The sequence below is a fragment of the Streptomyces sp. 63XJN7_1_ISO-PGPR-S23-121 genome, from assembly GCF_056173025.1.
The window spans coordinates 1757279-1779465 of record NZ_CM149653.1 but is presented as its reverse complement, the minus strand read 5'-3'; the positions used below and the strand labels follow the sequence as shown (position 1 = coordinate 1779465).

Below are 22187 nucleotides of genomic sequence, written 5' to 3'. Positions count from 1 at the left end.
GCGCGGTCAGAAGCCCTCGCCGCCGAGGAACTCCGTGTCCTCGCCCTCCTCTTCCAGCGCCTGGCGGACCACCCGCAGGGCCATGCCCTCGGGGTAGCCCTTGCGGGCCAGCATGCCGGCGAGGCGGCGCAGCCTCTTGTCGCGGTCGAGGCCGCGGGTGGAGCGCAGTTTGCGGGCGACGAGCTCCCGTGCGGTCTCCTCCTCCTGCTCGGAGTCCAGCTGGGACACCGCCGCGTCGATGAGGGTGGAGTCGACGCCCTTGGTCCGCAGTTCCCGGGCGAGAGCGCGCCGGGCCAGTCCGCGGCCGTGGTGCCGGGACTCCACCCAGGCGTCGGCGAAGGCACTGTCGTTGATCAGGCCGACCTCCTCGAACCTGGACAGCACCTCCTCCGCGGCCTCGTCCGGGATCTCCCGTTTACGCAGGGCGTCGGCCAGTTGCTTGCGTGTGCGCGGGGTCCCGGTGAGCAGGCGCAGGCAGATCGCCCGTGCCTGCTCCACCGGGTCCCGCGGAGGCTCCCCCTTCTCGGCCCTCGACGAGGAAGTGGCACCTCCGTCCTCGGCGAACGGCTCCGCGCCCTCGCGCCGACGGCGCCCGCGGGGACCGCCCGCCCCACGGGTCCGGCCGGCGGCGCGTGTGTCCGCCCCGTGTCCGCCGCCGTCCGCCCCGGCGGAGTCCGCGTCACCCGGTCTCCGCCGTTCACGCTCCGGCGCGACAGTGTCCTGGGAGGCGTACTCGGCCCAGTCGGTTCGTCGTGTCACGGGTCAGCTCTTGGCTGCCGCGGCCTTGGACTTGGTGACCTTGGCCGTCGCGGGGGCGGGGACCGCCGCTGCGGCGTCGGCCGGGACGGCGGAGACCGCGGCGTCCGTACCCGGCTCGGTGGCCGGCTCCTCGGGACGCACGCCGACGCCCAGCTTGACCTTGATCTTCTTCTCGATCTCGTTGGCCAGGTCGGGGTTGTCCTTCAGGAAGTTGCGCGCGTTCTCCTTGCCCTGGCCGAGCTGGTCGCCCTCGTACGTGTACCAGGCGCCGGCCTTGCGGACGAAGCCGTGCTCCACGCCCATGTCGATCAGACCGCCCTCGCGGCTGATGCCGTGGCCGTACAGGATATCGAACTCGGCCTGCTTGAAGGGCGGCGCGACCTTGTTCTTGACGACCTTGCAGCGGGTGCGGTTGCCGACCGCGTCCGTGCCGTCCTTCAGCGTCTCGATGCGGCGGATGTCGATGCGCACGGAGGCGTAGAACTTCAGCGCCCGGCCACCGGTCGTGGTCTCCGGGGAGCCGAACATCACGCCGATCTTCTCGCGGAGCTGGTTGATGAAGATCGCGGTGGTCTTGGACTGGTTGAGCGCGCTGGTGATCTTCCGCAGGGCCTGGCTCATCAGCCGGGCCTGCAGACCGACGTGGCTGTCGCCCATCTCGCCCTCGATCTCCGCGCGCGGGACGAGCGCGGCGACGGAGTCGATGACGATGAGGTCGAGGGCGCCGGAGCGGACCAGCATGTCCACGATCTCCAGGGCCTGCTCGCCGTTGTCCGGCTGGGAGAGGATCAGGTTGTCGATGTCGACGCCGAGCTTCTTGGCGTACTCGGGGTCGAGGGCGTGCTCGGCGTCCACGAACGCGACCTGGCCGCCGGCCTTCTGGGCGTTCGCCACCGCGTGCAGGGTCAGGGTCGTCTTGCCCGAGGACTCGGGGCCGTAGACCTCCACGACACGGCCGCGCGGGAGGCCGCCGACGCCGAGGGCCACGTCGAGCGCGGTCGACCCGGTCGGGATGACCTCGATGGGCTCGTTCGGCCGCTCGCCCATGCGCATGACCGCGCCCTTGCCGAACTGCCGTTCAATCTGTGCGAGCGCGGCGTCCAGGGCCTTCTCGCGGTCGGTTCCTGCCATGGGTTCCACCCGGTTTGCTTGATTCGATCGCTTCACGTCAAAGACGCTAATGCCTGCCACTGACAATGGGCCTCGATGCGGCTCCGGCCTGTGGATAACTTGGGCACTTCTCCGTCCAAACCCAGTCGAATCGCCCGTCACGAGCCCCGCCGAAGCCTCCATGAGAATGGATGTTCGATTTTCGTGTCAAGCGCACCACGCGGCACCTCCGAGCGTACGTCTCCGCGTCCGCGGTACCGGCGGCTAGAGTGCGCGCACGCCGCGCGAGGAGGGGACCCATGGCCAAGGTCAGCATCAGTCTCGACGCCGAACTGGTGGTGGAGGTGATGGTCCTGGCGGGCATCGGCTCGCCCCAGGACGCCGTCGAGGCGGTGGTCCGGGACTACATCGCCCGTGGCCACCGCACGGAGACCCGTACGGAGACCAAGGACCGGAACCTGCGCGAGGTAGACGCCAACCCGCAGGAACCCCAGGGCTGATCCCGGCCGCGGCCGGGGCTCCTGCTCCCCGGGGCGTACGGCGGGTGTCTCCGCGCGGACGACGACCGGGCGGCGGGTCCCGGGCCAGGCTCGTCCCATGCGCGACGAAGGGACCACCCGAGCCCCAGCAGCCACCGGCACCGGCACCGGGGCCGCGGCGGAAACGCCGCCCGCCCAGCCCGAGCGGTCCGCCGTGATACGCGCGTGCCACGCGACCGGTCTTCTCCTGAGCCTCTCCGGCCTCGTGCACCTGGTGGTGTTCGCCGTGGACGGCGGCCCCTGGGACGGGCCGGTCTCCTGGCGCAAGCCGGTGACGTTCGGGCTGTCCTTCGGAGTCACGCTGATCGCGGTCTCCTGGATCACCTCGTACCTGCGCGTCCGGCCGGGGACGCGCGCCGCGCTGCTCGCCGTTTTCGCCGCCGACTGCGTCCTCGAGGTCGCCGGCATCACCCTTCAGGCGTGGCGCGGAGTGCCCTCGCACCTCGACATGGAGACGCCGTTCGACACGGCCGTGTCGATGTCCCTCGCGGTGGGCGGCGGTGTCCTGGTGGTGCTGCTGACCGTGTTCGCGGTCGTGTCGTTCCGCCACCGGCCCGCGGGACCGGCGGGCATGGCCCTCGCCGTGCGGTCCGGGTTCGCGGTGCTGCTCGTCGGACTGGCTTCGGGGGCCGCGATGATCGCGCGCGGCGTGGTCCTCACCCGGACCGGCCACCAGGAGGCGGCCTACCACTCGACGGCGCCGCTCAAGCCGCTGCACGGGATGGGTCTGCACGCCGTCCTGGTGCTGCCGGCCCTGGCCCGGCTGCTCGCCTCGACGTCGTGGGACGCGACGGTACGGCGGCGGATCGTGGCCGTGGCGGTGGGCTGCTACGCGGCCGCCGTCGCCGCCGCCGGGGTGTGGGCCGGCCTGACGTACTGACCCGGGGGCTCGTCGTACGGCGCCGGTGGCGGCTCAGGCGGAGCCGCTGCCCCCGGAGCCACCGGACCCGCCTTCCCCGGAGCCGCCCGAGGGAGGCGCGGCGTCCGGGCGCCGGGCCCAGAGCTTGCGTATGCGCGTGAACGCCCCGGCCCCCGCCCCGCGGCGGTCGCGGTGCCCGTGGACGCGCGGATCGTCCGTGACGTCGTACCGCTTGACGTACGCCCCGAGGAACGCCTGCAGCGTGGCGACCGCCGGGATGGCGATCAGCGCGCCGACGGCGCCCAGGAGGGCGGTGCCCGCGATGACCGAGCCGAAGGCGACCGCGGGGTGGATGTCCACCGTCTTCGACGTCAGCTTGGGCTGCAGCATGTAGTTCTCGAACTGCTGGTAGACAACCACGAAGCCCAGGACCCACAGCGCGTACCAGGGGTTGACCGTGAAGGCGATCAACATGGGCAGGGCACCCGCGAGATAGGTGCCGATGGTCGGGATGAACTGCGACACCAGGCCCACCCACACGGCGAGCGCGGGCGCGTAGGGCACCTCCAGGATCTCCAGCAGGACGTAGTGCGCGATGCCGGAGATCAGCGCCATCAGACCGCGCGAGTAGAGGTAGCCGCCGGTCTTGTCCACGGCGATCTCCCACGCGCGCAGGACCTCGGCCTGCCGGGCGGGCGGCAGGACGGAACAGAGGCCGCGCCGCAGCCGGGGGCCGTCGGCGGCGAAGTAGAACGAGAACAGCAGGATGGTCAGCAGCTGGAAGAGGCCGCCGAGGACCTGGGCGGACACGTCCAGGACGCCGCTGGCGCTGTTCTGCACGTAGTTGCGCAGCCAGTCGGAGCGGAGCAGGCCCTCCTGGACGTCCACCCGTCGCAGCTCGGTGTGGAAGTGGCCGTTGACCCAGGCGATCACGGAGTCCAGGTAGTCGGGGAAGTCCTCGACCATCTTGACGATCTGGCCGGCGAGCATGGAGCCGAGCAGCGTCACGAAGCCCGCGGCCGCGACCAGTACGACGAGGAAGACGAGGAAGGTGGCCAGTCCGCGGCGCATGCCGCGCGCGGACATCCAGCTCACCGCGGGCTCCATGGCGAGCGCCAGGAAGAACGCGATGAGGATGTTGATCAGCAGGCCGGTGAGCTGGTGGAAGGCCCAGCTGCCCAGCTGGAAGACGGCGATCAGCGAAAGGGCCAGCACCATGGCCCGCGGCAGCCAGCGCGGCATACGGGCGCCCGGCCCCGCGCCGCCGCCGGGCGGGGGCGGGGCGGGCGGCGTCGTGCCGGACGGAGGGGTGTGCCGGGCCGTCTGCCCGGTCTCGTCAGTGGATGCCACGGACCAAGTCTCGCCCACGCCACCGACAGCGGACGCACGGTCCGCGATCTTCGTGACGGATCAGCGCTGCTCCTGTGGCACGTTCATGACGGTGCAGACGACCCGCCACACGTCCTTGGCGTCCCAGCCCGCCTCCAGCGCCCCGTGCACCGTGAGACCGCCGAGCTCCGTCATCACGTGATCGTGCGCGAAGGTGTCGGCGTAGCCCGGACCGAAGTGCTCCGTCATCCGCTCCCAGAAGACCGTCAACCGCATGACTCCAGTATCCCGCCCCTGAGAGTGGGCCCTGTGCCGGGACCACGTACTGGGACCGCTTTCCGTCCTACGGTCTGACGCATGTCCGAGAACGGAGCTTCCCCACTCCCCCCGACGTCCGCCGCACGCTCCCCGCTCGCGCGCGCGGAGCGCTTCGTCTGGCTCACCGCGCGCGTGCTGGAGCAACGCCTGTTCGCGTACCACTTCCGCGACGGCGACGCCGGGCCGGTGGAGACCGCGCTGGACGCCTACCGCAACGCCGACGGCGGGTACGGTCACGCCCTGGAGCCCGACCTGCGCGGCCCCGTCAGCCAGCCGCTGCACACCGCGCACGCCCTGCGCGTCCTGGACGCCGTCGGGCGCTGCGGCGGGCAGCGCGTGGAACGGATGTGCCGCTACCTGACCTCCGTCTCCACCGCCGACGGGGCCCTGCCCGCGATCCATCCCAGCCAGCGCGGATACCCGGCCGCCCCCTTCGTGCCGGTGGTGGACGACCCTCCCGGGGAGCTGCTCGCCACCGGGCCGGTGGTAGGCCTGCTGCACCGCAACGAGGTCTGGCACGCCTGGCTGTTCCGTGCCACGGACTTCTGCTGGCGGGCGGTCGAGTCGGTGCGGACCTCCCACCCGTACGAGGTGGAGGCCGCCGTGGCCTTCCTGGACGCCGCCCCCGACCGTCCGCGCGCACAGGCGGCGGCCGAGAGACTGGGCCGCCTGGTGCGCGAGCAGCGCCTCGCGGTGCTCGATCCGGACGCCCGCGACGGCTACCCGGTCTCCCCCGGTTACGCACCGGGCGAGCACCACTTCCCCCACGACTACGCGAGGACCCCGCACTCCCTCGCGCGCGCGTGGTTCACGGACGAGGAGATGGCCCGCTCCCTCGACTTCCTCTCGGCGGAACAGGACGAGGACGGCGGCTGGCCCGTCCGCTGGCGCCACTGGGCACCCGCCCCGGCCCTGGAGGCACGCCCCCTGGTGACGCTCGACGCCCTGCGCACCCTGCGGGCGCACGGCCGCCCCATCGGCTGACCGGCCCCGCCCGGTCTCATCCGCCCAGGGCCCGCACACCCGCGGTGACGACCACCGCCGCCCCGACGACCAGCAGGAACGGCGCCCGCAGCACCAGGGCCACGGCGGCCGCGGCGACGCCCGCGGCCCGTGCGTCCAGGACGAGGGCCCGCCCGTCCGCGAAGGTCTGCTGGGCCGTGAGCGCGGCGAGGAGGGCGACGGGCAGCAGGGCGGCGAGACGCCTGACCAGCGGCCGCTCCAGGGCGCCCGCGGGCACGAGCAGCCCGGCGAGTTTGACGGCGTAGCAGCCGAGTGCGGTCACGCCGATCGCGATCCAGATGGTCAACGCTCTTCCTCCCGAACGGAACCCGGCGCGGTGTCCCGCGCACCGTCCCGTACGCCGTCCCGCGGGAGGGCCTGTGCGGCCCCTCCCCCGCGGCGTCCCCGCGCCCACAGGACGGCCGGCGCCGCCAGCGCGGCCACCAGGACGGGCACACCGGCGGGCAGGACGGGCAGCAGGCCGAGCCCCAGCAGGACGGCCAGCGCGGCGACCGTGCGCTCGGTGGTGGTCCTCAGCATCGGCGCGAGCAGTGCCAGGAAGACCGCGGGTCCGGCCGCGTCGAGGCCCCAGGCGTTCGTGTCCCCGATGGCCTCCGCTCCCAGGGCGCCGAGCAGGGTCGTGAGGTTCCACAGCACGTACAGGGTGAGACCGGTGACGGTGAACCCGATCCTGACGCTGCGTCGCGTCGGCTGCGCGAGGGCCACGGCCGTCGTCTCGTCGATGACCCACTGGGCCGCGAACGGCCGCACCGCGCGCGGGAGGGCCAGCAACTGCGACAGCCGCAGCCCGTAGAAGGCGTTGCGCACTCCCAGGAAGAAGGCCCCGGCCGCGGCCGTGAGCGGATTGCCGCCGGCCGCGAGCGCCCCCACGAGCGCGAACTGGGACGCCCCGGTGAAGACCAGGAGGCTGAGCGCGCAGGTCTGGAGCACGGTGAGGCCGCTGCCCGCCGAGGTCACTCCGAAGGCGAACCCCGACAGGCCGACGGCGATTCCGACCCCGAGGGCGTCGCGCACGACGGCGGCGTCCGGTGTGCCGTCGGCGACGTCCGTTCGGGGAACGACTGTCTGTTCTGTCACGCCTCGAACGGTAGGAGCGGTCGCCGTCGCGCGTCTTGTACGTTCTTGCGCTCCCGCTGGTACGCGCCGGGCGGTACGCCCACGATGCGCGCGAAGTGCCGGTTCAGGTGCGGCTGGTCGGTGAAGCCCACGGCGACGGCGGCCTCGGCCGGTGCCGTACCGGCGTCCAGCATCCGCCGCGCCCGGCGCACCCGGGCGTCCGTCAGCCAGGTGTGGGGCGGCATCCCGTACGTGTCCCGGAAGGCGCGCAGCAACGCGAACGGGCTGCTCCCGAACTCCGCGGCCAGCGTCTCCAGGCTCGGCGGGTCGGCCATCCGCTCCTCGAGCACGGCACGCGCGCGTGCCGCGATCCGGGCCCCGGCGGTCCGCACCTCCCGCCGTGGCAGCGGGCCGCCGTTCAGCCGCAGCAGCCGGGTCACGACCACCCGCAGCAGGGTGTCGGCGGTGAGCGCGTTGCCCTCGTCGGCCGCCCGCAGCACCCGGTGCACCAGCTCGACGCTGTACGGGTCGTCGAGCACCGGCCGGAGGAACCCCGGCGTACCGCGCAGTGCGGTCGTCTCCGCGGCGATCCCGGCCACCAGGGCGGGCGACGGGTAGACCGCCCCGTACCGCCAGCCCTCCGGCACGCCGGCCCGGCCCGTGTGCGGGGTGTCGGGATTGACCAGCGCGAGTGATCCGGCACCGGCGTACTGGTCGCTTCCGCCGTGGTGGAAGACCTCCACGCCGTCGGCGATGGCCGCGATGACGAAGTGCTCGTGGGTGTGCCGTACGAAGGTCTTCCGTATGTACTGGGCGCGCAGCAGGTCGACGCCGGGCAGCGCGGCGTACCGCCAGTGCCTCGCCCGTTCGCCCGATCCCGCCATGGGTCCATTCTCCGCCACCCGGGCGGTCCTGCCCGGCCGGCGTGCCCCCGGCCGAGCTGGGCGGCCGGGCGCCCCGTCGCCCGGCCCGGGCCGTTTGTCAGTGCCCGGGTGCAGGATGGATCCATGGTCAGCTCCGCACACCGGGCCCTGGACGGCTTCTCCCCCGCGACCCGCGGCTGGTTCACGGGTGCCTTCTCCGCGCCCACCGCCGCCCAGGCGGGTGCGTGGCAGGCCATCTCGGAGGGCTCGGACGTGCTGGTGGTCGCCCCCACCGGTTCCGGCAAGACGCTGGCCGCCTTTCTCGCCGCGCTGGACCAGCTGGCCTCCACGCCTGTGCCGGCCGACCCGAAGAAGCGCTGCCGGGTCCTGTACGTCTCTCCGCTCAAGGCCCTGGCCGTCGACGTCGAGCGCAACCTGCGCAGCCCGCTGACCGGCATCCGCCAGGAGTCCGTCCGGCTCGGTCTGCCCGAGCCCGAGGTGAAGGTCGGCATCCGGTCGGGCGACACCCCGGCCGCCGAGCGCCGGGCCCTGGCCACCCGCCCGCCGGACATCCTGATCACGACGCCGGAGTCCCTGTTCCTGATGCTCACGTCGGCCACGCGCGAGGCGCTGACCGGCGTGGAGACGGTGATCCTGGACGAGGTGCACGCGGTGGCGGGCACCAAGCGCGGCGCCCATCTGGCGCTCACCCTGGAGCGGCTGGACGAGCTGCTGCCGAAGCCGGCCCGCCGCATCGGCCTGTCGGCGACGGTCCGCCCGGTGGACGAGGTCGCCCGGTTCCTCGCCCCCCGCGGCAAGGTGGAGATCGTCCAGCCCGACTCGGGCAAGGAGTTCGACCTCTCCGTCGTCGTCCCGGTCGAGGACCTGGGCGAGCTCGCCGGCTCCCCGGTCGCGGACGGCAACGAGGGCGCCGAGCGCCCGTCGATCTGGCCGCACGTCGAGGAGCGGATCACCGACCTCGTCCAGTCGCACCGCTCCACCATCGTCTTCGCCAACTCCCGCCGGCTGGCCGAGCGCCTGTGCAACAGGCTCAACGAGATCGCCTACGAGCGGGCGACCGGCGAGCCCCTCGACGAACACCACTCCCCCGCGGAACTCATGGGCGGCTCGGGGGCCGCCCAGGGCGCCCCGGCCGTGATCGCCCGCGCCCACCACGGCTCGGTCTCCAAGGAGCAGCGCGCCCTCGTCGAGGAGGACCTCAAGGCCGGCCGCCTGCCCGCCGTCGTCGCCACCTCCAGCCTGGAGCTGGGCATCGACATGGGCGCCGTCGACCTCGTCGTCCAGGTCGAGTCACCGCCCTCCGTCGCCTCCGGCCTCCAGCGCGTCGGCCGCGCGGGCCACCAGGTCGGGGCGGTCTCCACGGGCGTGGTCTTCCCCAAGTACCGCGGTGACCTGGTGCAGGCCGCCGTGGTCACCGAGCGAATGCGCAGCGGCGCCATCGAGGCCCTGAGGATCCCCGCCAACCCGCTGGACGTCCTGGCCCAGCAGCTGGTCGCGATGACCGCGCTGGACACCTGGCAGGTCGACGACCTGCTCACGACCGTCCGCCGCGCCGCCCCCTTCGCCTCCCTGCCGGAATCGGCCTTCACGGCCGTCCTGGACATGCTCGCGGGCCGTTACCCCTCCGACGCCTTCGCCGAGCTGCGCCCGCGCGTGGTGTGGGACCGGGTCACCGGGACCGTCACCGGCCGTCCGGGCGCACAGCGCCTCGCCGTCACCTCCGGCGGAACGATCCCCGACCGCGGGCTCTTCGGGGTGTTCCTCGCCGGCGCCGACCCCAAGAAGGGCGGCGGCCGGGTCGGCGAGCTCGACGAGGAGATGGTGTACGAGTCCCGGGTCGGGGACGTCTTCACGCTCGGCACGAGCTCCTGGCGCATCGAGGACATCACGCGCGACCGGGTGCTGGTCTCCCCCGCTCCCGGCGTACCGGGCCGGCTGCCGTTCTGGAAGGGCGACCAGCTGGGCCGCCCCCTCGAGCTGGGCCGCGCGCTGGGCGCGTTCCTGCGCGAGGTCGGTGCCCTCACGAAGGAGGACGCCCGGCTGCGCCTGCTCACCGCGGGCCTGGACGCCTGGGCGGCGGACAACGTGCTGGCGTACCTCGACGAGCAGCGCGAGGCCTGCGGCCATGTGCCCGACGACCGCACGATCGTCGTGGAGCGCTTCCGGGACGAGCTGGGCGACTGGCGCGTCGTGGTGCACTCGCCCTTCGGCGCCCAGGTCCACGCCCCGTGGGCGCTCGCGCTCGGCGCCCGCCTGTCCGAGCGGTACGGCATGGACGCCCAGGTCATGCACGCCGACGACGGCATCGTCCTGCGTCTGCCGGACGCCGATCTGATGGGCCTTGACCTGCTCGACCAGGAGCCCTCGCGGCCGGGGCGCGAGTACGACACCGAGCAGGCCCCCGTGGGCGCGGCCGACGTCGTCTTCGACAAGGGTGACGTCGACCGGGTCGTCACCGACCAGGTGGGCGGATCGGCCCTGTTCGCGTCCCGGTTCCGGGAGTGCGCCGCCCGTGCGCTGCTGCTGCCGCGCCGCAGTCCCGGCAAGCGCACCCCGCTGTGGCAGCAGCGCCAGCGCGCCGCGCAGCTGCTCGAGGTGGCGAGCGAGTACGGCTCGTTCCCGATCGTCCTGGAGGCGGTCCGCGAGTGCCTCCAGGACGTCTTCGACGTGCCCGGCCTGGTCGAGCTGATGGGCGACGTGGAGTCCCGCAAGGTGCGCCTGGTCGAGGTCACCACCCCGGAGCCCTCCCCGTTCGCCCGCTCCCTGCTCTTCGGGTACGTCGCCCAGTTCCTGTACGAGGGCGACTCGCCGCTCGCGGAGCGCCGGGCCGCCGCCCTGTCGCTGGACTCACGGCTGCTGGCCGAGCTGCTCGGCCAGGCGGAACTGCGCGAACTGCTCGACGCCGACGTGCTGGGCGAGCTGGAGCGCGAGCTGCAGTGGCTCACCGAGGACCGGCGCATCAAGGACCCGGAGGGCGTCGCGGACCTGCTGCGCGTGCTCGGCCCGCTCACGGACGCCGAGCTGGCGGAGCGGGGCGCGGAGCCGCAGTGGGCCCCCGAGCTGGCCGCCGCCCGGCGGGCGATCAAGGTGCGGATCGCGGGGGCCGACCACTGGGCGGCGATCGAGGACGCGGGCCGGCTGCGCGACGCACTGGGCACGGCGCTGCCCGTCGGTGTGCCCGAGGCGTTCACCGAGCCGGTCAAGGACCCGCTCGGCGACCTCCTCGCCCGGTACGCCCGCACCCACGGGCCCTTCACGTCGGTCGCCGCCGCCGCCCGTTTCGGTCTGGGCGTGGCGGTCACCGAGGGCGCCCTGCAGCGGCTCGCCGCGGCGGGGCGGGTCGTGCAGGGCGAGTTCCATCCGGCCGGGATCGGCCAGGAGTGGTGCGACGCGACGGTGCTGCGCCGGCTGCGGCGCCGCTCCCTGGCCGCGCTGCGGCACGAGCTGGAGCCGGTGCCGCCGGCCGCGCTCGGCCAGTTCCTGCCCCAGTGGCAGCACATCGGCAAGGGACACACGCTGCGCGGCATCGACGGGCTGGTGCGGGCGGTCGAGCAGTTGCAGGGTGCCTCCGTGCCGGCGTCCGCCCTGGAGAAGCTCGTCCTGCCGTCCCGGGTGGCGAACTACACGCCGGCGATGCTGGACGAGCTCACGGCCGCCGGCGAGGTGGTGTGGGCGGGAGCGGGCTCCCTCCCCGGCAAGGACGGCTGGGTATCGCTCTACCTCGCGGACGCGGCACCGGTCCTCCTGCCCCCGCCGCACCCGCTGGAGCCGACCGCGCTGCACCAGTCCGTCCTGGACAGCCTGTCCGGCGGCTACGGCCTGTTCTTCCGGCAGATCGCCGACCAGGTCCGTGCCACCACGCACCCGGACGTCACGGACCCGCAGCTCGCCGACGCCCTGTGGGACCTGGCCTGGTCCGGGCGGCTGACGAACGACACGCTGGCACCCCTGCGCTCCCTGCTGGGCTCGGGCCGCACCGCGGGAGCGACCGCCCACCGTGCCAAACGCGCGGTGCCGCGGGGACGCTACGGCTCGCTGACGGCCGCCGCCCGCGCCACGTCCCGCACCGGTCCGCCGACGGTCGCGGGCCGCTGGTCGCTGCTCCCGGCCCGGGAGGCCGACACCACGGTGCGCGCCCACGCCCTGTCCCGCACGCTCCTGGACCGGCACGGCGTGGTGACCCGGGGCGCCGTCGCCGCCGAGGGCGTCGAAGGGGGTTTCTCAGCGGTGTACCGCATCCTGGCCGCCTTCGAGGAGAGCGGCCAGGCGCGGCGCGGCTATGTCGTGGAGGGGCTCGGCGCGGCACAGTTCGCCGTGGAGGGCGCCGTGGACCGGTTGCGCGCGGTCGCCAACGCCCGGGAGCGCGGCGAGGGCCCGCCCGGCCGGGCGGACCTCGGCGGCGGCCCCGGCGAGCGCACGTCACCCGACGGCCCCGCCCCCGACGACTGGGACTTCGGCCGTGCCCCCTTCGACGACTTCGCGGCCGGCGGTGACGCCCCGGACGGTTCCGCGGACGCCTTCTCGCCCGCCCGGTCGCTTCCCCGTGCCCGGGGCGACCACGCCTCCCCGCGCGACTACGCCGAACCGGGTGCCGGGGGCCCGCGAGGCGGTGGCTCGCAGGGCGGCTACGGTCTTCCGCGCGACTCCTACGAGGCCGGTTCTCCCGGCCGTCGCCCCCGCCCGTCCCCCGCTTCCCGGGCCGTCGTCCTGGCCGCCGCCGATCCGGCGAACGCCTACGGCGCGGCCCTGAGCTGGCCCGAGCCCCCGGCCGGAGCCACGCACAAACCGGGACGCAAGGCGGGGTCCCTGGTGGTGCTGGTGGAGGGCGAGCCGGCGCTCTACATGGAGCGCGGTGGCAAGACCCTGCTGCTCTGGCCGTCCGATCCGGACGGTCGGCCGGCCGAGGACGCCGCTCTGGGCGCCGCCACGGAGGCTCTCGCCGCCGCGGCCCGCGCGGGTTCCCTCGGCACGGTCACGGTGGAACGCATCAACGGCGCCACGGCCCTGACGTCCCCCTTCGGTGCCCTCCTGGAGGAGGCGGGTTTCATCGCCACCCCGCGCGGCCTGCGCATCCGGGCGTGAGCCTGTCACCCTTGACCCATGCCCGAGGGAGACACGGTCTGGCAGGCCGCACGCAGGCTGCACGGCGCACTGGCGGGCAGGACGCTGACCCGCAGCGACTTCCGCGTGCCCCGGTACGCGACGGTCGACCTCTCCGGCCGTGCCGTTCTGGACGTCACCCCGCGCGGCAAGCACCTGCTCACCCGCATCGAGGGCGGCCTGACGCTGCACTCGCACCTCAGGATGGACGGCTCCTGGAAGGTGTTCGCCGCCGGCCAGCGCTGGAGCGGCGGCCCGGCGTACCAGATCCGTGTCGTCCTCGAGAACACTGAGCGTACGGCCGTCGGCTACCGCCTCCGGGTGGTGGAGCTGCTGCGCACCGCCGACGAGGAGCGTGCCGTCGGTCATCTCGGCCCCGATCTGCTGGGCCCTGACTGGGACCCGGAGAGGGCCCTGGACAACCTCCGCGCGGACCCCGCCCGCTCCCTCGGTGAGGCCCTGCTCGACCAGCGCAATCTCGCCGGGATCGGCAACGTCTACAAGTGCGAGCTCTGTTTCCTGCTCGGCGTCACCCCGTGGCTGCCGGCGGGCGAGCTGCCGGCCGACCGGGCCGCGAAGCTGCCCGAGCTCGCCAAGAGGCTCCTGGAGGTCAACCGCGAGCGTCCGGTCCGTCGCACGACCGGCCTGCGCGGCCAGGACCTGTTCGTCTACGGCCGCGCGCCCCGCCCGTGCCTGCGCTGCGGTACGTCCATCCGTCTGGCCGACCAGGGCGACGGCTCCCGTGAGCGCCCGACGTACTGGTGCCCCGTCTGCCAGGCGGGCCCCGCGCCGCGGCCGGGCGGCTTCACCGGTGCCGGGAGGCGGCGCTCGGAGAGGTGACCCGCCGGCTCGGTGACCCGGCCGACCGGCAGCGCGTCCCGAGGCTCCAAGCCGGCCGGGCCGACGCTGTGACGCGACGGCCACGGCAGCCCCGCACTACTCCTCGCCGGGGCCCGGCGCACCACTCCGCGGCTCCCGCGCGGGACATGGGGAGTCCGGGCTCCGCAGCATCATCCGCAGGGCCCGGCGCCAGCGCCCCGCGTCGACGGCCCCCGCCGCCCGACTGTGCGGCACACAGTGCACGGGCAGCACGCTCAGCCCCCATCCGCCGACCGCGACCGCTCCCTCGACCACACCGGCGCCGGGCACCATCACCAGACGCAGCACGGCCCACCACCACAGCACGCCGAGCCCGAGCGCGACCGCCCGGCGCACGGCCGCCGATGTCATCCGTTTTCGGCTTGGAACATCCAATGCTGCTTCTCGAGATCACCCGTGATCCGGATGAAGATGTCCTGGCTCACGGGGTCCGGGTCCCCGGTGTTGGTGATCCGTTCCCGCATCCGGGTGATCACCGCGCCCAGCGCGTCGACCATCGCCCCCACCGCGGCGGTGTCGTCCACCCAGCCCTCCGGCGTCACGCCGATGCCGCTGCCGACCGCGACGGTCGCGGCCCGCCCGTCCGGTGACACGCCGAGCGCCGAGGCGCGTTCGGCCACGGTGTCGGAGTGCGTGCGCGCGGTGTCGACGACCTCGTCCAGCTGGAGATGCACGGAGCGGAAACGCGGTCCGACGACGTTCCAGTGGATCTGCTTGGCGACGAGCGCCAGGTCCACCAGGTCGACGAGGGCGCCCTGCAGCGCGTCGGACACGATCTTGAGATTCGCGTCGGACAAGGGGCTCTTGACGATGTACATCCGCACCTCCGTCGGTTCTCCCCCGGGCATGTCCTTCCACGATGACCGCAAGCCCACGGACCGGCAACCGGCGGACACGCGCTTGCGGCCGGCTCGCGCCCGGACACGCAAAACCCCGACCGCACCCCTCCGGTCTCCCGGAGAAGCCCTGGCCGGGGCCTCGTACGCCGACGTGCGAACGCTCAGGCGGCGACGACGTCCACCGCTTCCGCAGGCGCCTTGATCGTCACTCGTTCCGGTGGCACACCGGCCACCGACACGGAACCCAGCATCGGACGAACCGGCGCGGGCACGGACTCGCTCGACGTGGCCGCGGCGGACTGGGCCAGCTCCGCGAGGGCGAGCTCGTCGCTCACTTCCCGCATGAGTTCGGACATCCGTACGTCCAGCGCGTCGCAGATGGCGGACAGCAGCTCGGAGGACGCCTCCTTCTGCCCCCGCTCCACCTCGGAGAGATAGCCGAGTGAGACTCGGGCGGACGAGGAGACTTCGCGCAGAGTACGGCCCTGGCGCTGGCGCTGCCGACGCAGCACGTCACCCAGCAGGCGACGGAGCAGAATCATCGGTGGCTCCCTCCTCGGACCGCGTAGCCGCATCCTTCACGCCCCACCGTACCGCCTCGCGCCGCGGCCGTGCGGGGAGCGATGTCGTGTTCACTCAGGGCTGCAAACATCAGAACCCCCCGTTCCGTTCCGTATCCTGTGCCCGCTCATTCCCGGTCTGTTCGCCCGCAAGCTCCCTCAGAAGGAGTGCGAGCACGCTCCGTACACTCTCCATACGAATTTCCGCGCGGTCGCCGTTCAACCGCAGCGCCTCCACATTTCCGCCAGGGGCGGAACCCTCACACGATGCGACAGGTCCGTGCACGGCCACGTAGACCGTTCCCACCGGCTGTCCGTCCTGGGGATCGGGGCCCGCGACGCCGGTCGTCGCGATGCCCCAGTCGGCTCGCAGTGCCTTGCGCACTCCGGCCGCCATCTCCGCGGCGACCTGTGGATCCACCGCTCCTCGAGCCGCCAGCAAGCCGGCCTCGACTCCGAGCAGATCCCGCTTCAGTTCCGTGGCGTACGCGGTCACCGAACCCCGGAAGACCTTCGACGCCCCCGGGACCTCCGTGATCCCGGCCGCCACCAGACCACCGGTCAGTGACTCGGCGATCGCGAGGGTCTCGCCCCTCACCGTGAGTAGTCGCACGACTTCGGCAGCCGTGGAGCTCAACCTTCCGTCCCCTTCAACGCCGCTCTGCGCTCGGCGATTCCCTGCCGGCGCAGGACGATGGCCTGCTTCACATAGTCCAGTCCGGTCACCACGGTCAGCACGACCGCCGCGGCCATCACCCAGAACCTCAGGGTGGCCAGGGGCCCCGTCAGGGCCAGGACGTACATGCCGACAGCCACCCCCTGGGTGAGGGTCTTCAGCTTTCCGCCGCGGCTCGCGGGGATGACGCCGTACCGGATGACCAGGAAACGCAGCAGGGTGATCCCGAGTTCCCGGCCCAGGATGACGGCCGTGACCCACCACGGCAGGTCGCCCAGCGCCGACAGACAGATCAGCGCCGCCCCCATGATCGCCTTGTCGGCGATGGGGTCGGCGATCTTCCCGAAGTCCGTGACGAGGTTGTAGGTGCGGGCGAGGTGACCGTCGAAGAGGTCGGTGATCATGGCGATGGCGAAGGACGCCCAGGCGAACGAGCGCCAGGCCGGGTCGTATCCGCCGTTGCCCAGCATCAGTGCGACGAACGCCGGCACCAGGAACAGCCGGAGCATCGTCAGGAGATTCGCCACGTTCCAGACGCTCGCCTGGTTGACGGCGGCGGCCGCGATCTTGCCACCGCGCGCGGCGGCACCGCCCTCGGTCGCACCCCGCTCCACGGCACCCCCCGAAGTCGTCCGCCCGGCCGGTTCCTGCGCCCCGCCCGGGGCGCCGCGCGGCCCGGTCGCGCGCGCGCTCGAGGAGCCGCCCGCCGCGGACGCCGGGACTCCGGTCATCTGGCCGCCTCCTCGCTCCACGCGGGCGAGCCCGGCAGCGGCTCGGCCACCAGGTCGACGCCCTCCGTACCGACCACCTTCGCGTCGACCATACGACCGGCACTCAGACCTTCGCCGCCCGTGAGCAGCACCTGGCCGTCCGTCTCCGGCGCCTGGTGGGCCGCACGCCCGTACACGCCGTCCTCGTCCACCGACTCCACGAGTACCCGCACGGTCGAGCCGACCCGCTCCTCGGCCCGCTGCGAGACGAGTTCCTCGGCCAGCCGGGACACGCGTGCCAGCCGCTCGGCGACGACGTACTCGTCGACCTTGTCCTCGTACGTGGCCGCCTCGGTGCCCTCCTCGTCGGAGTAGCCGAAGACGCCGATGGCGTCCAGTCGCGCGTGGTTCAGGAAGCGCTCCAGCTCGGCGAGGTCGGCCTCGGTCTCGCCGGGGAAGCCGACGATGAAGTTGGAGCGCACGCCCGCCTCGGGGGCCTTGGTCCGGATGGTGTCCAGCAGCTCCAGGAAGCGGTCGGTGTCACCGAAGCGGCGCATCGCCCGCAGCACGTTCGGCGCGGAGTGCTGGAAGGACAGGTCGAAGTAGGGCATGACCTTCGGCGTCGAGGTCAGCACGTCGATCAGGCCCGGGCGCATCTCGGCCGGCTGGAGGTAGCTGACGCGCACCCGCTCGAGGCCGTCGACCTCGGCGAGCTCGGGCAGCAGGGACTCCAGCAGGCGGATGTCGCCGAGGTCCTTGCCGTAGGAGGTGTTGTTCTCGGAGACCAGCATGATCTCCTTCACGCCCTGCTCGGCCAGCCACCGCGTCTCGTTCAGCACGTCGCTCGGACGGCGCGAGATGAAGGAGCCCCGGAAGGAGGGGATGGCGCAGAAGGAGCAGCGCCGGTCGCAGCCGGAGGCCAGCTTCACCGAGGCGACCGGGGAGCCGTCCAGGCGGCGGCGCAGGGGCGCGCGCGGGCCGGAGGCGGGGGCGACGCCCTCGGGCAGGTCGGCGGGGCCGTGCCCCGGCAGGGCGACGGCCGCGCCGGCCTCCTGGCGCTCGGCGGGGCTGATCGGCAGCAGCTTGCGCCGGTCGCGCGGGGTGTGGGCGGCGTGCACGCCGCCGCTGAGGATGGTCTGGAGCCGGTCGGAGATGTCGGCGTAGTCGTCGAAGCCCAGGACGCCGTCGGCCTCGGGAAGGGCCTCGGCGAGCTCCTTGCCGTACCGCTCGGCCATGCAGCCCACGGCCACCACGGCCTGGGTTCTGCCGTGACCCTTGAGGTCGTTGGCCTCCAGGAGGGCGTCCACGGAGTCCTTCTTGGCGGCCTCGACGAAGCCGCACGTGTTCACGACGGCGACGTCCGCTTCCTCGGCGTCCTCGACGAGCTTCCAGCCGTCCGCCTCCAGACGGCCTGCGAGCTCCTCCGAGTCCACCTCGTTACGGGCGCAGCCAAGGGTGACCAGTGCGACGGTACGGCTTTCAGGCATGGGCTCAAGACTACTTCGTCCCGCCGACGGCCCATGTCGAAGGGGTTGGCCGATCCCGGCCAACCCCTTGACGACGCGTACCCCGGGTCGCTCAGCCGACCTGCGGGTCACCCTTCGTGTACGTCAGCCGCTCCACGGCTCCCGGCTGGAAGTCGTCCTCGATCTTCTTGCCGTTGACGTAGAGCTGGATGGCGCCGGCGTCGCCGAGGACGAGGTTGACCTTCTCGTTGTCCTGGAAGGTCTTGGAGTCGCCCTGCTTGAGCAGGCCGTCGAAGAGCAGCCGGCCGCTGTGGTCCTTGGCCGAGATCCAACTGCGGCCGTCGGTGGCGCTGACCTTGACGGTCACCTTGTCCCGCGGCGCGGCGGCGATGGCGCTGTCGCTGGGGTCCGGCCCGGGGTCGGCCGGCTTCTTGGGCGAGGCGGTCGCCGAGGCGGACTGCCCGGCCGTCGGCTGGGCGCCCTCGGCGACGCTCGCCTCGGAGCCGCCGTCGTCGCCGCCCTTGACGAACGTGAAACCGACGAAGCCGATGACGGCGACGATCGCGGCGACCATCGCCGCGGTCCAGTTGGGTCCGCGCCGCTCCGGACGGATGCGCTCCGCCTCGAACAGGGGCGCGGCGGGGGTCGGGGCCGGGCGTCCGCCGTGATCGGCCTCGTACCGGGCGAGCAGCTCGGCGGGGTCGAGGCGGACGGCCTTGGCCAGGGTCCTGATGTGGCCGCGGGCGTAGACGTCGCCGCCGCACGGACCGAAGTCGTCGGCCTCGATGGCGTGCACGATGGCGATGCGGACACGGGTGGCGCTGCTGATGTCGTCGACGGTCAACCCGGCGGCGATGCGCGCCTGTTGCAGGGCACGGCCGACAGAGGGGCGGGCTTCCTCAGAAACGTCTTCGGACACGCCTTCGATCGGACGCTCGTCTTCAGGGGAGTTGCCGATGGACACGGGGGCGCCTTTCGAGCGTTTTAGCCGCCTGTGCTGGACGTTCAGTCTATGGGGGGTACAAACGGGTGGGGCAACCGGACGGCGGGACTTGTACGCCATCGGTATGGCTTCGTGTCCCGACGGTGGTGCACCTCTTCGTCGCTTCCCTCAACTTGACGTGCACCATGGGGGAACGGTTGCCCGATGATCCCTAACGGGTGAGTCACGATCGGCCGGCCGGCCGTCCCGATCCGCCACGCGAGGGGATTCGCGCGTACCGTTCCCTACCCCTCAGACTCCCCCCGGATCACCGCGAGCACGCCGTCCAGCTCGTCGGCCTTCACAAGAACGTCACGTGCCTTGGAGCCCTCGCTCGGTCCGACGATGTTGCGCGACTCCATCAGGTCCATCAGGCGTCCGGCCTTGGCGAAGCCGACGCGCAGCTTGCGCTGGAGCATCGAGGTCGACCCGAACTGCGTGGAGACGACCAGCTCGGCCGCCTGGCACAGCAGGTCGAGGTCGTCGCCGATGTCCTCGTCGATCTCCTTCTTCTGCTTGGTGCCGACGGTGACGTCGTCCCGGAAGACGGGCGCCATCTGATCCTTGCAGTGCTGGACGACGGCCGCGACCTCCTCCTCGGTCACGAACGCGCCCTGCATGCGGGTCGGCTTGTTCGCGCCCATCGGCAGGAAGAGGCCGTCGCCCTTGCCGATCAGCTTCTCCGCGCCGGGCTGGTCGAGGATGACCCGCGAGTCGGCGAGCGAGGAGGTGGCGAAGGCCAGCCGGGAGGGCACGTTCGCCTTGATCAGGCCGGTGACGACGTCGACCGACGGCCGCTGCGTGGCGAGCACCAGGTGGATGCCGGCCGCGCGCGCGAGCTGCGTGATCCGCACGATCGCGTCCTCGACGTCCCGCGGCGCGACCATCATGAGGTCGGCCAGCTCGTCCACGATCACCAGCAGGTACGGGTAGGGCTGGAGCTCGCGCTCGCTGCCCTCGGGCGGCTTGACCTTGCCCTCGCGCACCGCGCGGTTGAAGTCGTCGATGTGCCGGTAGCCGTAGGCCGCGAGGTCGTCGTAGCGCAGGTCCATCTCGCGCACGACCCACTGGAGCGCCTCGGCGGCCCGCTTGGGGTTGGTGATGATCGGCGTGATCAGGTGCGGGATGCCCTCGTAGGCGGTCAGCTCGACGCGCTTGGGGTCGACCAGGATCATCCGGACGTCCTCCGGGGTCGCCCGCATCATGATCGAGGTGATCAGGCAGTTGATGCAGGACGACTTGCCGGACCCGGTGGCGCCGGCGACCAGCATGTGCGGCATCTTCGCCAGGGAGTGCATGACGTAGCCGCCCTCGACGTCCTTGCCGAAGGCGACCAGCATCGGGTCGTCGTCCTCGGCGGACTCCGCGAGCCGCAGCACGTCGCCGAGGTTGACCATCTCGCGGTCGGTGTTGGGGATCTCGATGCCGACCGCGGACTTGCCGGGGATCGGACTGATGATCCGCACGTCGGGGCTGGCGACGGCGTAGGCGATGTTCTTGGTCAGCGCGGTGATCCGCTCCACCTTCACGGCGGGCCCGAGCTCGACCTCGTACCGCGTGACCGTCGGGCCGCGGGTGAAGCCGGTGACGGCCGCGTCGACCTTGAACTCGGTGAAGACCGTGGTGAGCGAGGCCACGACGGCGTCGTTGGCGGCGCTGCGGGACTTGCCGGGGCCGCCACGCGTGAGGAGGTCGAGGGCCGGCAGGGAGTAGGTGATGTCGCCGGAGAGCTGGAGCTGCTCGGCACGCGGCGGCAGTTCCCGCTCCTGGGGCAGCGGGGTCTTGGTGAGGTCGGGGACCTCCACCTTGGCCGGTCCCTGCCCGGACGGCTCCTTCCTGGGCTTGCCGGGCTGCGGGCGCGCGGCCGGTACGGGCGTGGGGGTCGGTGTCGTCGACTCGCGCTCCCCCGTGCTCACGCCCTGGGTGAGGTCGGCGACGAGCGGGGACGGCGGCATCCCGTGCAGGACGGCGCCGTCGAGCGCGGCGGCGGCCGCGGCGGCGACGTCCACGGCGTCCATCGGCCGGTTCGCGTCGGGCTGCGGCACGGCGGACCGGCGGGGCCGGCCGCGGCGGCGGCCGGGCGCCTCCTGCTCGTCGCCGTCGGTGTCGTACGGCTCCCCGGCGGGTGGCCCCCCGCGCCTGCGGGGGCGGGCGGGCAGCGACTCGCGCCACTGCTCGTCGTACCGCTCGTCGTCGGTGAACTCCTCCGCCTCCGGGTCGCTGACGAGTCCGAGGCGCACGCCGAGCAGCCGCAGGCGCTGCGGGATGGCGTTGACCGGGGTGGCCGTGACGACCAGCAGCCCGAAGACCGTGAGCAGCACGAGCAGCGGCACGGCGAGTACGTCGGTCATCGTGTACGACAGCGGGGTCGCCGCCCCCCAGCCGATCAGGCCGCCGGCGTCCCTTATGGCCTGCATGCCGGCGCTGCGCGCGGGCGAGCCGCAGGCGATGTGCACCTGGCCGAGGACACCCACGACGAGGGCGGACAGGCCGATCACGATCCGGCCGTTGGCCTCGGGTTTCTCCGGGTGCCGGATCAGGCGCACGGCGACGGCGCCGAGCAGGATCGGCGCGAGGAGGTCGAGCCGGCCGAAGGCTCCGGTCACCAGGATCTCGACGAGTTCGCCGACCGGGCCCTTGAGGTCGGCCCAGGTGCCGGCCGCGACGATCAGCGACATGCCGAGCAGCAGCAGCGCGACGCCGTCCTTGCGGTGCGCCGGGTCGAGGTTCTTCGCGCCCTGGCCTATGCCGCGGAAGACGGCGCCGACGGCGTGCGCGATGCCCAGCCAGAGGGCGCGCACGAGCCGGTAGACGCCGCCGGTCGGGCTCGACACCGGTACCGGCGCGGGCTTCCTCGCCGCGGCCTTCTTGGCGGGCGCCCTCTTCGCGGGTGCCTTTTTCGCGGGTGCCTTTTTCGCGGCGGCCTTCCTCGCCGGAGCCGCCGCCTTCTTGGCGGGCTGCTTCTTGGCTGCGGAGGGACGTGAGGCCATAGGTGTGAGGTTACCGGTGGAGACGGCGGTCGACACGTGTGCCTACCGCTTCACCCGTTCGTGTCGTCCGCGGGCGTGTCCGGAACTGACGCGGTGGACGCGGACGCT

20 protein-coding genes are annotated in these 22187 nt (G+C 73.0%); 5 read left to right on the top strand and 15 right to left on the bottom strand.

The window, feature by feature from the left end; translation table 11 throughout:
* Window positions 1-6: 6 nt before the first annotated feature.
* The gene (gene recX, locus AC0VYN_RS08165; protein ID WP_475535374.1) at window positions 7-759 is read right to left on the bottom strand and encodes a recombination regulator RecX; all 753 of its coding nucleotides are present in this window, start codon (window positions 757-759) and stop codon (window positions 7-9) included.
* A gap of 3 nt (window positions 760-762) precedes the next feature.
* Window positions 763-1890, bottom strand: a complete 1128-nt coding sequence (gene recA, locus AC0VYN_RS08160) for a recombinase RecA (protein WP_475535373.1) — start codon at window positions 1888-1890, stop codon at window positions 763-765.
* 278 nt (window positions 1891-2168) lie between these two features.
* On the opposite strand from recA, the gene AC0VYN_RS08155 reads away from it, so the two are divergent.
* Window positions 2169-2369 (top strand): DUF2191 domain-containing protein, encoded by a 201-nt coding sequence (locus AC0VYN_RS08155; RefSeq protein ID WP_475535372.1) that lies wholly within the window; start codon window positions 2169-2171, stop codon window positions 2367-2369.
* Between the two features lie 97 nt (window positions 2370-2466).
* Window positions 2467-3288 (top strand): hypothetical protein, encoded by an 822-nt coding sequence (locus tag AC0VYN_RS08150; RefSeq protein ID WP_475535371.1) that lies wholly within the window; start codon window positions 2467-2469, stop codon window positions 3286-3288.
* A 33-nt stretch (window positions 3289-3321) separates the two neighbouring features.
* Here AC0VYN_RS08150 and AC0VYN_RS08145 read toward each other — a convergent pair whose 3' ends face one another.
* Together AC0VYN_RS08145 and AC0VYN_RS08140 are read right to left on the bottom strand one after the other, a co-directional pair.
* Window positions 3322-4617: an AI-2E family transporter gene (locus AC0VYN_RS08145; RefSeq protein ID WP_475535370.1), complete on the bottom strand. Its 1296-nt coding sequence runs from the start codon at window positions 4615-4617 to the stop codon at window positions 3322-3324.
* 60 nt (window positions 4618-4677) lie between these two features.
* Entirely contained in the window at window positions 4678-4872 is a 195-nt protein-coding gene (locus AC0VYN_RS08140; protein ID WP_385461831.1) for a DUF3046 domain-containing protein, read from the bottom strand.
* 81 nt (window positions 4873-4953) lie between these two features.
* Between AC0VYN_RS08140 and AC0VYN_RS08135 the strand changes: the two genes are divergently transcribed.
* The gene (locus tag AC0VYN_RS08135; protein WP_451693123.1) at window positions 4954-5898 is read left to right on the top strand and encodes a hypothetical protein; all 945 of its coding nucleotides are present in this window, start codon (window positions 4954-4956) and stop codon (window positions 5896-5898) included.
* Between the two features lie 16 nt (window positions 5899-5914).
* On the opposite strand, the gene AC0VYN_RS08130 is transcribed toward AC0VYN_RS08135, so the two are convergent.
* From AC0VYN_RS08130 to AC0VYN_RS08120, 3 genes are read right to left on the bottom strand one after another with little or no spacing between them, the layout of a single operon-like run.
* Window positions 5915-6223: an AzlD domain-containing protein gene (locus tag AC0VYN_RS08130; protein WP_385461837.1), complete on the bottom strand. Its 309-nt coding sequence runs from the start codon at window positions 6221-6223 to the stop codon at window positions 5915-5917.
* Window positions 6220-7014, bottom strand: coding sequence for an AzlC family ABC transporter permease (locus AC0VYN_RS08125; RefSeq protein ID WP_475535369.1), 795 nt, complete (start codon window positions 7012-7014; stop codon window positions 6220-6222). The genes AC0VYN_RS08130 and AC0VYN_RS08125 overlap by 4 nt, the downstream gene beginning before the upstream one ends.
* On the bottom strand, window positions 7011-7877 hold the full coding sequence (locus AC0VYN_RS08120) for an AraC family transcriptional regulator (protein WP_475535368.1): 867 nt from the start codon (window positions 7875-7877) through the stop codon (window positions 7011-7013). Before AC0VYN_RS08120 ends, AC0VYN_RS08125 begins: the two co-directional genes overlap by 4 nt.
* 123 nt (window positions 7878-8000) lie before the next feature.
* Between AC0VYN_RS08120 and AC0VYN_RS08115 the strand changes: the two genes are divergently transcribed.
* Both AC0VYN_RS08115 and AC0VYN_RS08110 read left to right on the top strand, forming a co-directional pair.
* Complete coding sequence (locus AC0VYN_RS08115) at window positions 8001-12959, top strand: ATP-dependent helicase (RefSeq protein ID WP_475535367.1); 4959 nt, start codon at window positions 8001-8003, stop codon at window positions 12957-12959.
* A gap of 18 nt (window positions 12960-12977) precedes the next feature.
* Window positions 12978-13817 (top strand): Fpg/Nei family DNA glycosylase, encoded by an 840-nt coding sequence (locus AC0VYN_RS08110; protein ID WP_475535366.1) that lies wholly within the window; start codon window positions 12978-12980, stop codon window positions 13815-13817.
* A 96-nt stretch (window positions 13818-13913) separates the two neighbouring features.
* On the opposite strand, the gene AC0VYN_RS08105 is transcribed toward AC0VYN_RS08110, so the two are convergent.
* From AC0VYN_RS08105 to AC0VYN_RS08070, 8 genes are all read right to left on the bottom strand, one after another.
* Window positions 13914-14207: a hypothetical protein gene (locus AC0VYN_RS08105; RefSeq protein WP_475535365.1), complete on the bottom strand. Its 294-nt coding sequence runs from the start codon at window positions 14205-14207 to the stop codon at window positions 13914-13916.
* Window positions 14204-14674, bottom strand: coding sequence for a Dps family protein (locus AC0VYN_RS08100; RefSeq protein ID WP_475535364.1), 471 nt, complete (start codon window positions 14672-14674; stop codon window positions 14204-14206). Before AC0VYN_RS08100 ends, AC0VYN_RS08105 begins: the two co-directional genes overlap by 4 nt.
* Before the next feature lie 182 nt (window positions 14675-14856).
* A complete protein-coding gene (locus AC0VYN_RS08095; protein ID WP_161164858.1) occupies window positions 14857-15237 on the bottom strand; it encodes a helix-turn-helix domain-containing protein in 381 nt (126 codons plus the stop codon).
* Window positions 15238-15346: 109 nt separating this feature from the next.
* The gene (locus AC0VYN_RS08090; protein WP_475535363.1) at window positions 15347-15892 is read right to left on the bottom strand and encodes a CinA family protein; all 546 of its coding nucleotides are present in this window, start codon (window positions 15890-15892) and stop codon (window positions 15347-15349) included.
* The gene (pgsA, locus tag AC0VYN_RS08085) at window positions 15889-16662 is read right to left on the bottom strand and encodes a CDP-diacylglycerol--glycerol-3-phosphate 3-phosphatidyltransferase (protein WP_475535362.1); all 774 of its coding nucleotides are present in this window, start codon (window positions 16660-16662) and stop codon (window positions 15889-15891) included. Before pgsA ends, AC0VYN_RS08090 begins: the two co-directional genes overlap by 4 nt.
* Window positions 16659-18128: a 30S ribosomal protein S12 methylthiotransferase RimO gene (gene rimO / locus AC0VYN_RS08080; protein WP_475535361.1), complete on the bottom strand. Its 1470-nt coding sequence runs from the start codon at window positions 18126-18128 to the stop codon at window positions 16659-16661. The genes pgsA and rimO overlap by 4 nt, the downstream gene beginning before the upstream one ends.
* 91 nt (window positions 18129-18219) lie before the next feature.
* Window positions 18220-19071, bottom strand: a complete 852-nt coding sequence (locus AC0VYN_RS08075; protein ID WP_475535360.1) for a helix-turn-helix domain-containing protein — start codon at window positions 19069-19071, stop codon at window positions 18220-18222.
* A 263-nt stretch (window positions 19072-19334) separates the two neighbouring features.
* Window positions 19335-22079 (bottom strand): DNA translocase FtsK, encoded by a 2745-nt coding sequence (locus AC0VYN_RS08070; protein WP_475535359.1) that lies wholly within the window; start codon window positions 22077-22079, stop codon window positions 19335-19337.
* Window positions 22080-22187 lie beyond the last annotated feature (108 nt).